This is a genomic window from Caballeronia novacaledonica, assembly GCF_900258035.1.
Taxonomy (GTDB): domain Bacteria; phylum Pseudomonadota; class Gammaproteobacteria; order Burkholderiales; family Burkholderiaceae; genus Caballeronia; species Caballeronia novacaledonica.
This window is the reverse complement of sequence record NZ_OGTP01000009.1, coordinates 105,164-118,914: the sequence shown is the minus strand read 5'-3', so window position 1 is coordinate 118,914 and position 13,751 is coordinate 105,164. Positions and strand designations below refer to the sequence as shown.

At 61.1% G+C, this 13,751-nt stretch carries 9 protein-coding genes; 8 read left to right on the top strand and 1 reads right to left on the bottom strand.

What is annotated here, in order from left to right; all coding sequences use genetic code 11:
* Positions 1-173 precede the first annotated feature (173 nt).
* Positions 174-1,028 carry a methyltransferase domain-containing protein gene (locus NOV72_RS15350; RefSeq protein WP_106855455.1) on the top strand — a complete coding sequence of 285 codons (855 nt, stop codon included), beginning with the start codon at positions 174-176 and terminating at the stop codon, positions 1,026-1,028.
* 5 nt (positions 1,029-1,033) lie between these two features.
* Here NOV72_RS15350 and NOV72_RS15345 read toward each other — a convergent pair whose 3' ends face one another.
* Positions 1,034-2,506: a hypothetical protein gene (locus tag NOV72_RS15345; protein WP_146150008.1), complete on the bottom strand. Its 1,473-nt coding sequence runs from the start codon at positions 2,504-2,506 to the stop codon at positions 1,034-1,036.
* A 590-nt stretch (positions 2,507-3,096) separates the two neighbouring features.
* Here NOV72_RS15345 and NOV72_RS15340 point away from each other — a divergent pair.
* The 7 genes from NOV72_RS15340 (at position 3,097) to wecB (ending at position 13,633) form a co-directional block, all read left to right on the top strand.
* Positions 3,097-3,924: an ABC transporter permease gene (locus NOV72_RS15340; RefSeq protein WP_106855453.1), complete on the top strand. Its 828-nt coding sequence runs from the start codon at positions 3,097-3,099 to the stop codon at positions 3,922-3,924.
* A 103-nt stretch (positions 3,925-4,027) separates the two neighbouring features.
* Positions 4,028-5,449 carry a mannose-1-phosphate guanylyltransferase/mannose-6-phosphate isomerase gene (locus tag NOV72_RS15335; protein WP_106855452.1) on the top strand — a complete coding sequence of 474 codons (1,422 nt, stop codon included), beginning with the start codon at positions 4,028-4,030 and terminating at the stop codon, positions 5,447-5,449.
* 3 nt (positions 5,450-5,452) lie between these two features.
* A complete protein-coding gene (locus NOV72_RS15330) occupies positions 5,453-6,088 on the top strand; it encodes an acyltransferase (protein ID WP_281261814.1) in 636 nt (211 codons plus the stop codon).
* Positions 6,089-6,131: 43 nt separating this feature from the next.
* Complete coding sequence (locus tag NOV72_RS15325; protein WP_245933059.1) at positions 6,132-7,364, top strand: glycosyltransferase family 4 protein; 1,233 nt, start codon at positions 6,132-6,134, stop codon at positions 7,362-7,364.
* Between the two features lie 110 nt (positions 7,365-7,474).
* Entirely contained in the window at positions 7,475-8,785 is a 1,311-nt protein-coding gene (locus NOV72_RS15320) for an ABC transporter ATP-binding protein (RefSeq protein WP_106855450.1), read from the top strand.
* A 7-nt stretch (positions 8,786-8,792) separates the two neighbouring features.
* The gene (locus tag NOV72_RS15315) at positions 8,793-12,521 is read left to right on the top strand and encodes a polysaccharide pyruvyl transferase family protein (protein ID WP_106855449.1); all 3,729 of its coding nucleotides are present in this window, start codon (positions 8,793-8,795) and stop codon (positions 12,519-12,521) included.
* A gap of 11 nt (positions 12,522-12,532) precedes the next feature.
* Positions 12,533-13,633, top strand: coding sequence for a non-hydrolyzing UDP-N-acetylglucosamine 2-epimerase (gene wecB, locus NOV72_RS15310; RefSeq protein ID WP_106855448.1), 1,101 nt, complete (start codon positions 12,533-12,535; stop codon positions 13,631-13,633).
* Positions 13,634-13,751 lie beyond the last annotated feature (118 nt).

The following is a 13,751-nucleotide window of genomic DNA, read 5'->3' as shown; positions in this document are numbered from 1 at the left end:
GCGACACGCGAATTCGCGTCACATCAGTCATTGAATATTTGAAGAAATCGGGCATCGCGCCTGAAGCAAATGTTGGCGAGTTGTCTACAAAAACATCGCCGCGTCATGCATTCTCGGGTAGATTCGTGGTCGTATCTCGAAAATTTGCCATATCAACGAGAGGAGCACCCAGTTTGGATACGACGGCGGATATCGATCTCTTCCATTCGATTTATGCGCAGCAAAGCGCAATTGACGAGGTCAATAAACTCATCGACTCTTCGGAGGCGGGGCTTGGTATCGGCGGCGGTGGCAGTCATTTTGACGCCCGGCGCATGGCCATCTCAGTGGGCTATATGAAGGCATTCGGTCTTCATAAGGGCTACTGCGTCGAGATCGGCAGCTTGGACTATCTGACAGCCAAGGTCGTCTGGTCCTTCTTCCCGCAGGCGCAGGTGGTCGGCACGGGCCACGACCTGCGCAACACGCCGATGCCCTTCCCCGACGGTTCCGTCGACAATGTGGTGTGTCTCGAAGTCATCGAGCACATCTCCGATATTCGGTACAGGCAGGCTACCACGCTCGACGGCATATTTTACTTCCTGGAAGAAGTGTTTCGAGTTCTGCGCGTCGGCGGCCGTGCACTGATTTCTACGCCCAACGCCGCGAGCCTCTGGTCGATGATGCAGGTCCTTCGCGGGCAACCGCCGATGATGTACGAATGGCACTTCCGCGAATTCACGATGAGCGAACTGCGGCAGATCGTCGAGCACTGCGGCTTCCAGGTGGTCGAACACAATTCCGAGTACGCGTGGCATCTGTGGGACTTTTCGTTTCTTACGCGCTTCATGGAAGAAGCGAACTTCAGTTGCGTCCATCGCGGCGACGACCAGTTCATCGTCATCGAAAAGCCGGCGGTTAGCGAGCGTAAGCCGCATTCGCTGAACCTGCCATCCAGTATCCGGGATTATCCCCGGCAACTTGGCCTGAAGACGTTCGCGCGCAAACTCAAATGGAAGCTGGGCGTGCGCCCGGTGCCAACGCGCTAAAGCCTTTATGCGTCCCACGGCGTGGTATCACGCGATACCACGCCGCCGTGGGCGGGTTCCACACTGTCGCGCTTTCCCCCATCGCGTTGCCCGTCCCCGCGTCGGTAGAAAAGTGCGACCACGCCCGGCACAAAGAACACCGCAGACAGCGACAGCGAATAATTTGCACCGATCAAATGCCGCGTAGTGTCTGTCAATCCGTCGCCGAGCGACGTGGCGTAGCCTACGAACCCAAACACGGCCAGGAAGCATGAAACCTTCAATAGCGCGAGCCGCCTTGAAAGTCCCGATCGCCGCAAACGCACGATCAGCGTGGTCGAAATCGCGAGCGACGCCAGTATCCAGTAGTTCGCGTGGTGCTGAAACAGGTTGCGCCACACGGAAAACACCGGAAGGTACATGAAGTTCGACGCGTGTTCCATCGTCGTGCCCAGATAGCCGATGCGAAGCTCCCGCCCGTACTCGAACACCGTGACTACGATGCGCGGCAGGACCTCGGGTTTCATCAGCGCGAGACGCAGCACGTCGAAGTACCCGGCGTGGGCGCGGGCGACGCAAGAGCTGCCCGCTGGATCGAAGGCGAGTACGTTGATGCAATCGTGCAGGACGGGCTTCGAGCCGATGTGATCGATAGTCGCGGCCTCCTGCGGAGTCAGCACCGTGAGCGCGCCCGCATAGACGGCGTGATATTGATTGATGCCCTTGAAAGCCCCGAAAAAGACCGGCAGCAGCGTAACGAGCACGCAGACGGCGATCATACAGGCCGTTTTCGCACCGGCTATCCTGCCGCTGAAAAGCGGAAGCAGGAAAGGCCAGACGATGAGCGGTAGCGGAAAGAATGATGTCTTGGCAGCGCCGATGAACGTTGCAAGACCGAGCACCCACCAGCGCGCCGCACCCGCCGACGGTGCGCCTTGCTCGATGCGGTAAATGAAGAGTGCGACCAACGGCAGGAAGATGATGGCCAGTTGATCTTCGAAGAAGCTATTGAAGTAAGCGGAAAACTCCGAGCAAAGAACAAGCGCGCCTGCCATCAGCATGAAAACCCATGTCGCAAGCAGATTTTCTGACCGACGCGCGCGGACGAACAACGCCAGAAACGTACCCAGATAAATGGCCCTGGAGACCAGCGAACCGACGATGATTGAGTATTCCTGCGACGATCCGTTCAATGCGCGGACAAACAACGACTGCACGAAAAGGTAGATCTTGTAAGTCGACAGCGTGACAAGTCCTCCCCTTCCAACGAAATGCGGCTTCAGCACCCATTTGTCGTGCCAGAAGGTAATGAATAGCCGGTGTGCCTCGTCGGTGCCAGCGGCCGGGAAGAGCGAGCTGAACCCTGCCGGACGATCAATGACGAAGGCGATGCTTCGATTGAAGTCCATGTTATCGGCGATTCCGCTGAACAAATGCAGCGCGCCAAGCGCGACCATCAATGCGGCGAATCCGCAAAACAGCCCTTTGGAACTCAGCACGCATCTCAGGTGATCTCGCATAAGTCTGGGGTCGAATGGGGCTGAGAAGAGCGACGTCTTGATCGCCAGGGAAGAAAGACCGCGAAGAATATGCACGTCAACTTCGAATGCGCGTACTCATTTTCTGATGGCAAGGACTGAGCGCCCGGAAGGGCGCAGCAAGGCCGGTTACGAGTGCGTGGACAAGTGTAACGGACGTTTCAAACTACAAGAAGCCTTGCCTCGAAATCAAGGAACCGGTCATCATGCTGGGCTGACTCGAAAGCTGGCGGAGGTCGCCGGCCATTTCCTGCTGTCACTCCGGACCGTGCGGTGCACGTGGGCTATGGCGCCATGCAGTATAATTCGCCGCTTGCGTTTTGGCGTGATATGGCGCGTATTTGCGCACGCTGTTCGAGAAGATCGACATCCGACCGTGAGTCAAGAGTACAGAAAACGGCCGAATCGAGCTAACGAAAGTCATTTTGCGGATGACCCGCATCCGATCCGGGGCCCGCAATTCGAGGTATCGGTCGATCGCGGCCGGAATGACAACGTGCATTCCCGCAAGAAGACGCTCTGTCAGATTTCAAAAGCATTCGCAAAATTTGATGAATCCACATTCGAAGCATCCTGCGTCTCTCGCCGCCATTTTGAAAAGTGTGTGGAGAAATCGAGAACTGATTCTCCAAATGACGCAGCGTGAAGTCATCGGACGTTACCGCGGCTCGGTGATGGGTCTCGCGTGGTCTTTCTTCAATCCGGTGCTGATGCTCGTCGTCTACACGTTCTTTTTCTCGGTCGTGTTCAAGGCGCGCTGGGGCACGCTCGACGACAACAAGGGTGCGTTCGCCGTCGTCCTGTTCGTCGGCCTGATCCTGCATAGTCTCCTTGCCGAGTGCATCAATCGCGCGCCGACGCTCATTCTCGCGAACGTCAACTACGTCAAGAAGGTCATCTTTCCGTTGGAGATCCTGCCAATCGTCGCGCTTGGTTCGGCGCTATTTCACAGCGCCATCAGCCTCGTCGTGTTGATCATCGCGGAGGTGATACTGCTGCACGCGCTGCCCTGGACCGCCATTCTGTTCCCGCTGATTCTTGCGCCGCTGATCATCGGTGCCATGGGCTTTGCGTGGTTTCTTTCGGCGTTCGGCGTGTACGTGCGCGACATCGCCCAGATCACGGGCATCATCACCTCGGTGCTGATGTTCCTGTCGCCCGTGTTCTATCCGGTGTCAAACCTGCCCGCGCAATACCAGTCCTGGATAAAACTAAACCCGCTCACCTTCATCATCGAGGAGGGGCGCAACACGCTCATCTTCGGCAAGCAGCCCGACTGGACGAGTTGGCTTATCTGTATGGCCGGCGCGGTCGTCGTCTGCTGGTTCGGTTTCTGGTGGTTCCAGCGCACGCGCAAAGGCTTCGCCGATGTGCTGTAAGCTTGACGGCAGCGTGCGGAAACCCGTTGAGATATGACAGATCGAGCGCGCGGCTTTGTTCGTGCGCCGGAAATTTAGAGGTTACCCGGAGGTTAGCAAGACCATGTCGGTTCAACTCGTCCCCACCATTCTTTGCGGCGGCGCTGGATCTCGCCTGTGGCCCGTGTCACGCGAATCGCACCCGAAGCCGTTCATCCGGCTGGAAGACGGTGAAAGTCTGCTACAGAAAGCTTTCAAGCGCGGCGCACACCTTCCGGGCGTGGCCCAGATGTTGACGGTCACGAATCGCGAACTGTTCTTCAAGACCAGCGACGAGTATCGCGAGGTGAACAAGGAGGGCTTGGCCGCCTCGTTCATTCTGGAGCCGTTCGGGCGCAATACCGCCGTTGCCGTCGCGGCCGCCGCGGTGCACGTTTCGGCCACCTTCGGCGACGATGCGCAGTTGCTCGTCCTGCCCGCCGATCATCTCGTGAGCGATCACGCAGCTTTCGCGGAAGCGGTGAAGCAGGCCGTGATGCTCGCGCAAACGGGCGCGCTCGTGACGTTCGGCATCACGCCGACGTTTCCTGAAACGGCTTACGGCTATATCGAAGCCGAGGGCACGAAGGTGCGCCGCTTCGTCGAAAAGCCGAACGCCGAGACCGCGCAGACGTATCTCGATTCCGGCGACTTCCTGTGGAACGCCGGCATGTTCTGCTTCAGCGCGGGCACGGTGCTCGCAGAAATGAAGAAGCACTGCCCGGACGTGCTCGACACCACGCGAAGATGCCTCGAGGCGGCGCGTCGCGCATCGGGTGCGAGCGGAACACAGATCGAACTCGACGCCGACACGCTCGGCCTCGCGCCGGACATCTCCATCGACTATGCGCTGATGGAGCGCTCGGCGAACGTGGCGGTCGTGCGCTGCGACATCGGCTGGAGCGACATCGGCTCATGGAACGCGATGGGTGATCTCGCCCAACCAGACGCGAGCGGCAACCGCGTGGAAGGCGAAGCCCTTCTGCATGACGTGTCCAACTGCTACGTGCGCAGCGAAAGCCGCCTTGTGGGCGTGGTCGGCGTGGAAGACCTGCTGATCGTCGATACCGCCGATGCGCTGCTCGTCGCCAACCGCAACCGCGCGCAGGACGTGCGTCACGTGTATGCCGCGCTCAAGGCGAGCGGGCACGAGGCGTATAAGGTGCATCGCAGCGTGCATCGGCCGTGGGGCGTCTATACGGTGCTCGAAGAAGGCCCGCGCTTCAAGATCAAGCGTATCGAGGTAAAGCCCGGCGCGAGCCTCTCGCTGCAACTGCATCACCATCGCAGCGAGCACTGGATCGTGGTGAGCGGCATGGCGCTCGTCGTCAATGGCGAGAACGAGTTTTACGTGCGCACCAACGAATCGACTTATATTCCCGCCGGACACAAGCACCGGCTGACGAACCCGGGCGTCACGGATCTCGTAATGATCGAAGTGCAGAGCGGCGAGTATCTGGGAGAGGACGACATCGTCCGTTTCGACGACAACTACGGACGCAGTTGACCCATGAGCCAAGCCAGTGCGCGCCCGAGCCTGAAACATCGTATCAAGGCGAAACTTCTGCGTTCGTCGACCTACTACTTTCTGGCCGCGCTGAGGTACTACGTCGGTAATAACGTGATTGCGCACGTGCCGTTTGAGCGCGTCCGCAACGCGTATTACCGGCGCATTCTCGGTGTGCGTATCGGGCAGCACACGCATGTCAGCATGCGTCAGTTCTTCACGGGCTATCATTCGCGCTGCAACGTGAGCATCGGAAACAACTGCGTGCTCAATCGTGAAATCTATCTCGACGGGCGTACCGGCGTGGTCATCGGCAACAATGTGAACGTTTCGTTCCAGTGCTGCATTCTCACGCTGCATCACGACCACAATCATCCCGGATTCGCGTCGATCGGCGGCGTGGTTGAGATCAAGGACCACGCGTGGCTCGGCGCGCGCGCGACCATTCTGCCCGGCGTGACCATTGGCGAAGGCGCGGTCGTCGCGGCCGGCGCGGTCGTGACCAAGGATGTCGCACCGTATATGGTCGTCGGCGGCGTGCCCGCGAAGCCGATCGCCGAGCGCAACCGCGAGATCGCGTATCTGACCGATTTCTCGCCTTTTTTTGACACCGACGTATTCGACGAATCTCATGGTTAGCATGCGTAAAAAGAACGTTCTCGTTTTCACTCTCGCGCCCCCCTTGCCGGCCAATGCTGGTGGCGCGATCTACACGATGAACACGCTCGCGCCGCTCGTCGACGAATACGACTTCCATCTATTCACGATCGGCGGCGAGGACGAGCAGAAGAAAGTCGAGCAGCATCGCGATCTTTACGCGCGCCATTTCAAGTCGGTTCATGTCGAACCGCGCGCGCCAATGCCCGCCGACAAAACCACCGCCGGCCGCGCGCTGCATTCGCTCGTTCATTCACTGCACGGCCTGCCCTTCATGGATGCGAGCTATTTCAGCCGCAGCGCCGTGCGCAACGCGCGCCGCATCATCCGCGACCAGAAAATCGACATGCTGGAGGTGCACACCACGCACCTCGCCTTCTTCCGCAAGTTCGCGCGCGATTTGCCCGCGGTGCTCGTGAGCCACAACATAGAGTCCGACCTGTTTCCGTTCTGGATTCCCAGCGGTCTCGGCGGCTGGCAAAAGCTTGCTGTGTCGAAAGTCGCGGAAATCAGCCGGCGCAACGCGAGGAAGGTGGAGATCGACAATGCATGGAACTTCGACGCGATGACCTTCATCTCGCGCGAAGACATGGATCGAGTCACCGCGCCGGTAGAGAAGCACTACATACCGCTTTGCTTTCCGGTGAAGGAATCGGATTACGGCCAGAAGCCGAAAGACGTCGTCAATATGCTGTGGATGGGTGGCTTCTGGTGGTACCCGAACGCGGAAGGCGTCTCCTGGTTCGTGCGCGATATCCTGCCGCTCGTGAAGGACCGGCTTGCGGAAAACAACATCAAGCTGCACTTCCTCGGCGCGAATCCGCCGGACGATCTGAAGGCGCTACATGACAGCAAGCACATCTTCGTGTATGGCTTCGTGCCTTCGATCGAGCCGATTCTCGACGACGCCCATCTGCTCTTCGTGCCGCTCCTGTCGGGCAGCGGCGTGCGCGTGAAGATTCTCGAATCGATGAGCAATGGCATCCCGATTCTCTCCACCGCGAAGGGTTGCGAAGGACTTGGCGCGGTCGATGGCCGCGATCTTGTAATCGCCAACGCCGCCGACGAATTCGCCGAACAAATGATCCGCCTGGCGAACGACCCGGACAAGCGCGCCGAGATGGCGCGTAACGCGCACGCGCTGCTCGAATCGCGCTACAACCTCGATGCGTGCGTCGACATCAAGCGCCGCCTGTACAACAAGCTGTTGGGCCTCTCGCCTGGTGCCGCGGCACAACTCGCACCGGCCTCTCACTGACCCGACGCATGGCCGCCCCCACGCGGCCGCGTTCAAGGACAGTGATCAACCTCGTCGCCGGGGAACTCGCCAAACACGCTAGAAACCGATTTAGCCGTCCATCAAAGCCCATGCAAACCGTCGCGAACAATCAGCCGGAATCGACGGACGACCTGCTCGTCAACGTCGGGCATCTGTCCAAATTTTTCCGGATCTACGACAAGCCAGCCGATCGCCTGCGGCAATCCTTTGCCTCGCGCGTGAAGCTGCCGGGCCGCGCCGCGCGCGAATACGGCCGCAATTTTTGGGCGTTGCAGGACGTCTCTTTCTCGGTGAAGCGCGGCGAAACCATCGGTATCATCGGGCGCAACGGTTCGGGCAAGTCCACGCTGCTGCAGATCATCGCGGGCACGCTTTCGCCGAGCAGCGGCGAGATCGCGGTCAACGGTCGCATCTCCGCACTGCTCGAACTCGGCGCGGGCTTCAATCCGGAATTCAGCGGCCGCGAGAACGTCCTGCTGTCGGCGCGGATCATGGGCGTGTCGCGCGACGAGATCGCCGCACGCTTCCACGATATCGAGGCGTTCGCGGACATCGGCGAGTTCATCGATCAGCCGGTCAAGACGTATTCGTCTGGCATGTACGTGCGTCTTGCGTTCGCTGTGGCGATCCACGTATCGCCGGACATTCTCGTCGTGGACGAGGCGCTCGCCGTCGGCGACACCGCGTTCCAGACCAAGTGCCTGACGCGCATCCGCGACATGCAGAAGTCCGGCGTCACGATCCTGCTGGTCACGCACTCCACGAACACGCTCGTCGAATATTGCGATCGCGCGATCTATCTGAAACGCGGCCGGCTGATCAAGGACGGCCCGTGCCGCGACGTGGTCAAGCTCTACGCTAACGATCTCGTCGATGAGGAAGGCGGCCGGGCGATCGACATTCCCGTGCCCGAGGACGACGCGGGAGAAACTCGCGAGCATGCGGAGAGCGTCTCGGAAACGAAGAAGGTCGTGTCGGACAAGACTTCGATTCTGGACGTGAAGATCACCGACGAGGACGGCCGCGACCGCACGACTTTCACCTTCGACGATCCGTTCAGGATCACCGTCTCGATCCGCGTGGCGCAACCTAACAACCGGCCGTGTTTCGGCGTGCAGTTGAAAAGCGTTGACGACATCGTGCTGTGGAGCACAACCACGCAGCACATGAATATCGACTTGGACCGGCTGGACGCGGGCACGTATCGCTTCTCCTGGTCGCTGCGTGCCAATTTCTCGGGCAACCGCTATGTCGTCGCGATCGGCGTGGGCGATGTCGAGTCAGGCGAGTACAAGCGCCACGCGCGCCTGCCGTACGCCGGCCACATCGATGTACTGCCGCAGAGCAATGGTGGCTCCGGCTGGCTCGCGCCCTGCCCCGTTTTCGACTTCACGAAATGAGCACGCCATGAGCAGGGAAAGCCATCACATGTCCGATCGCATCAGAGTAGTCGCCGTCGGTTATTACGGCGCACCAAATGTCGGCGATGAACTGCTGCTCGCCGCGCTCGCGCGCCAGGTCCACGCGAAAGGTGGTGAACTCGTCGCGCTCAGCAACAATCCTGAGTACACGAAGAGCCGGCTCGGCATCGAGGCCATCGATTATTTCAATCTCGGCGATGTCGGACGCGCGCTCGCCAAGGCCGACCTGCTGGTATTCGGCGGTGGCGGGATCTTCCAGGATCATCACCCGTTCAACGTCGAGGCGCTGTACGATCCGACGCAAAACGATATTGCGGCCTACGCGCGCGTCTTCTACATGGCGCGGCAGTTTGGCCTGCGCACGGCCATCTGGGCGCATGGCGTCGGGCCACTCAATCATCCGAAGGCGCGCGAAATCGTCAAGGACGTCTTCACTCATGTCGACGACCTCACCCTGCGCGACAACGACTCCCTCGCGCTTCTGCGGTCGGTGGGCGTCGAGCGCGCAATCGAAGTGGGAGCGGATCCGGGCTGGGGCTACGTCGCCGAACAGGCACAGCCGGTCATATTCGAGGCACCGGGCATTGAGACGCTTGCCGGACGCAAGAAGCTCGCGATCGTCGCGCGACATTGGGAGTTCTCGCACGACTGGGAAGAAAAGCTGATCACGGCATTGCGCAAGACGCTCACGCCAGAATGGTCGGTCCTCTGGATTGGCTTCCAATGGTCCGAAAGCACGAACGAGCAGACCTCCGACCGCGACTTCCTCGAGTCGATGAAGAGCCAGCTCGGCGCGAATATTGCAAGCATCGTCGTTGACCGGCTGACGCCGGACGAGGCACTGGCTGTGCTGCGCCAGTGCGACGCCGCGTTCTCGATGCGTTTGCACGCGAGTATCATGGCGATCGCGTCGAACATTCCGACCGCGGCGCTCGAATACGACCGCAAGATGGCGCTCGCGCACGACATGGCCGGCATGCCCGCCAGTCTGCGCGTGCAACTCACCGACGACGAGGCGAAGTTCAGCCACACGTTGCGCGCGTTGACCGGCGCCGACCCCGATGCGCCCGCGTGGGTCGCCGCGCCGGAGACGCTTGCCGGGCTGGCGGCGTCGTCGCATGTGCACGAAGTCATGCTAGACGGGGCCATGGACCGCGCGCGCAGGGTGGCGCAATCGAGAGAAGCGTGGCAAAGCCGTGATTTCGATTGGCTGAGCACGTGGCTCGAACAGACCATCTGGCAAAAGAATGCCGCGTTGAGAATGCGCGCGAAAGCGTTGGACATCCTGCGCTTTCGCGACAGTCAACTGAGTACGAGCGAAGCGCAGACGACGCAGGCGCGCGCGGCGGAGCAGGACGCGCTCGACCGGGTCGCGCAGTACGAGAAGCGCGTGTATGAACTGAGCGACATGTACAACGCATCGCAGCGCGCCTTCGCCGATCTTGGGCGCGAACTCGAAGCCAGCCGCGCCGAGACCGAAGCTAGCCGCGCGGAGACCGGAGCCAGTCGCGCAGAGATTGAAGCCACGCAGGAAGCGCTCGTCGTCGCGCAGCAACAACTCGCCGTGGCAAACGAGGCACGGCTCGCGCAGGAGCGTGAGTTTCAGGAAATCCGGAACCACCACCGCCTATTATTCAAATTGTTGAGGATCGCGCCTCCTGGCTCCACCGGCCAGTCCGCCGAGGCCGCCCGATCATCGTCCATGGGTCAGAACATGCTTGTCCGTAAGATCATCTCCGCTCCGCGCACCTATACGGACCGCGCCGTCTATATTCTGCGGAATGGCGGCGTGCGCGCCCTCGCCTCCGCCGCGAAACGCCACTACCGCACGCAGCAAGCCATGCAGGACGCGAACGCGAGGATCATCGACGCCTCGCCTCAGGAATTCTCGCCCACGGACCCGGACCTGTGGTTCCGCGCTGCGGCGAAGCTGCAACGCTCGGAGCTGTTGATCGTCTCGCAGCATCGCTACGACTGGGCCGGCGCGGCACACCGGCACGCGCAACTCGCGCTGGCCGCGTTGCACGCCGGACACCGGGTGATCTATCTGTACCTGTCTCCGAAGGATGGCACGACCGCCGCGACGCAGGCCGGCGCACTTCAGATACCCGGCCTGATTCACCAACCGATCGACGCCGTGACGCTCGAATATGTGTTCGAGCGGCTGTCCGAGTCCGCGCGGCTCGTGATCGGCGTGCCGGATGCGCAGGTGTCGCCGTTCTTCCAGTACGCGAAGCATCGCGGCATCGAGACGATTTTCGACGTCGCCTACGACTGGACGCATGCCGCCGAGCCTCATCGCGCAATGTATTCGACGCTCGTCGCGCAGGCTGACCGCTGCACGGTCGCGACGCCCGCGCTTGCCGAAGTCGTCCGTCAAAAGGATCGCGACGAAGTCGAAGTCCTGCCCGGCGCCGCAATGCACACGGTATTCGATCCGTACAAGACTTTCGAGGCGCCCGGCGGCTTTGCCGTGAAGAACGCCCGCGTCGCGCTGTTCCATTCGGTGAGTGGACTGGAATCGATCGACTGGGCGCTAGTGCGCCGCGCCGCCGAGGAGTCGCCCGACATCACGTTCTGCTTCGTCGCCGACGGCACGCCCGCGCCTGGCATGCCCTCGAACGTCGTCGTGCGCGCGGTCGAGTCGCTCGACAGGTTGCCGGCCTACGTCGCGCATGCGCATTTCCTGTTCTTTCCGCTCTTGCGCGATGCGCTCGTCGATGGGGACGCCACTGCGGGCATGTACGCTGGCCTGCATCTGCGCAAACCAGTCGTGACTTCGCTCGATTTCGGCATCACGCCGACGGCGAACCTGCATGTCTGCGAAGACGAAGCGTCGTTTGCCGCGCGTTGCGCGGAACTGGGCAAGACAGCATCCGTCCCGCTCGCCGACGACAGCTTCGTCTCGAAGAACAGCTGGCTCGCCCGGCTGGAGCTCTTGTGCCCGCCGGTTCCCCGACATGACGTGAGCGTCGTGATCCTGATCCACAACAATGCGAAGATCATCGCGCGCGCGCTGGAAACGCTGCTCGCGCATTGCGCACCGTATCTCGCCGATGTGATTGTGGTCGACAACGCGAGCGTGGATGGCGGCGCGGAGATCGTCGAGAAGGACTTCCCGCAGGTGAAACTGGTGCGCAATCCGGAGAACGGCTGCTCTTCGGGCCGCAATCTCGGCGTTGGACATAGCAAGGGGAAGTACATCGCGTTCTTCGATAGCGATCAGTGGTTCGCGGGCTCGTCCGGCTTCGCCGAGGCGCTGCACGTGCTCGAGAACGACGCGAGCGTCGGCGTGATCGGCTGGAACGCAGGCTGGTTCGACAAGACGCGTACCGATCTGGGCGGCATGATCGCCGACTATTGCCCGAATCGCGCGATGAACGGGGTCGCAATTCGCGATGGTTATCGCGCGGACATCGGCTTTCTCGGCACGAGCGGATTCTTCATGCGTCGCCGCACCTTTGACGCGACGCACGGCTTCGACACGTTTTACGATCCGACCTGCTTCGAAGACACGGACCTGTGCTTTCAGATCAAGGCGCTCGGCATGAAGGTGACGTTCCGCGATCTCTCAGGCGTGCGCCATCAGCCCCACCAGACCACGCAGGCCAACTCGGGCAGCGACAAATACACGGCGCTGTTCCTGCGCAACGCGCAGTACTTCAAGGAGAAGTGGCGCGAGTATCCTCACTTCTATCTCGACTACACGTGGTAAAGGAACCACGCATGCCGCAAACCGTTCTGTGCGCAGTGGGCACGCGCCCCGAAGCGATCAAGCTGGCGCCCGTCATCCTTGCGTTGAAGGCATGCCCCGAGTTCGACGTGCGCGTGCTCAACACGGCGCAGCACCGCGGCATGCTGGACAAGATCCTCGCATGCTTCGGGCTCGTTCCCGATATCGATCTCGACATCATGCGGCCGAATCAGTCGCTCGCCGGACTGACCGCGCGTCTGTTGACGGAGATAGATCGCGTGCTCGGCCAGGAAAAGCCCGCGCTCGTGCTTGCGCAGGGCGATACGACGACCGTGATGACCGTCGCGATGGCGTGCTTCTACCGGCGTATCGAATTCGGGCATGTCGAAGCGGGCTTGCGCACGGGCGATATCGACAATCCCTTCCCCGAAGAGATGAACCGTATTGTGGCGGGTCGTCTCGCGTCGCTGCACTTCGCCCCGACCGAAGGCGCGCGCCAGAACCTGCTACGCGAACGCGTACCCGACAACACGATCTGGATGACCGGCAACACGGTCATTGACGCGCTCCTTTCCGTCGCGCATGAAAAACCCGCGCTCGGACTTGATATCGACGAAAGCAAGCGTCTCGTGCTCGTCACCGCGCATCGTCGCGAGAACTTCGGCGAGCCGCTCAGAAACATTTGCTGTGCGCTGCTCGAACTGCTCGCGCGCCATGACGACATTCAGATTCTATTTCCGGTTCATCCGAACCCGAATGTGCGCGACGTGGTGTTCTCCATTCTTGACAGGCATCCGCGCATCATCCTGACCGATCCGCTCGACTATGTGCCGTTCGTCGCGGCAATGCAGCACGCGACGCTCATTCTGAGTGATTCCGGCGGCGTGCAGGAAGAAGCGCCTGCGCTCGGTAAGCCGGTGCTCGTGCTGCGTCACGAGACGGAGCGACCCGAGGCGATCGAGGCCGGCGTCGTGAGGCTCGTGGGCACGCGCACCGATGTCATTGTCGAAGCGGCGTCAAAACTCCTGAACGATCCCGGCGAATACCGCGCGATGGCGCGGGGCGTCTCGCCCTATGGCGACGGCCGCGCGGCCGGCCGCATCGTCGATGTACTTAAGGGACGTCTTTGCTGATGCGGCAACTCGTTTATGTGTCGCCCCTTCCGTGGGCAAGCTTTGCGCAGCGTCCGCACAAGTTCGTCGAATGGTTCCACGCGACGACGGGCGGTCGCGTTCTGTGGATCGACCCCTA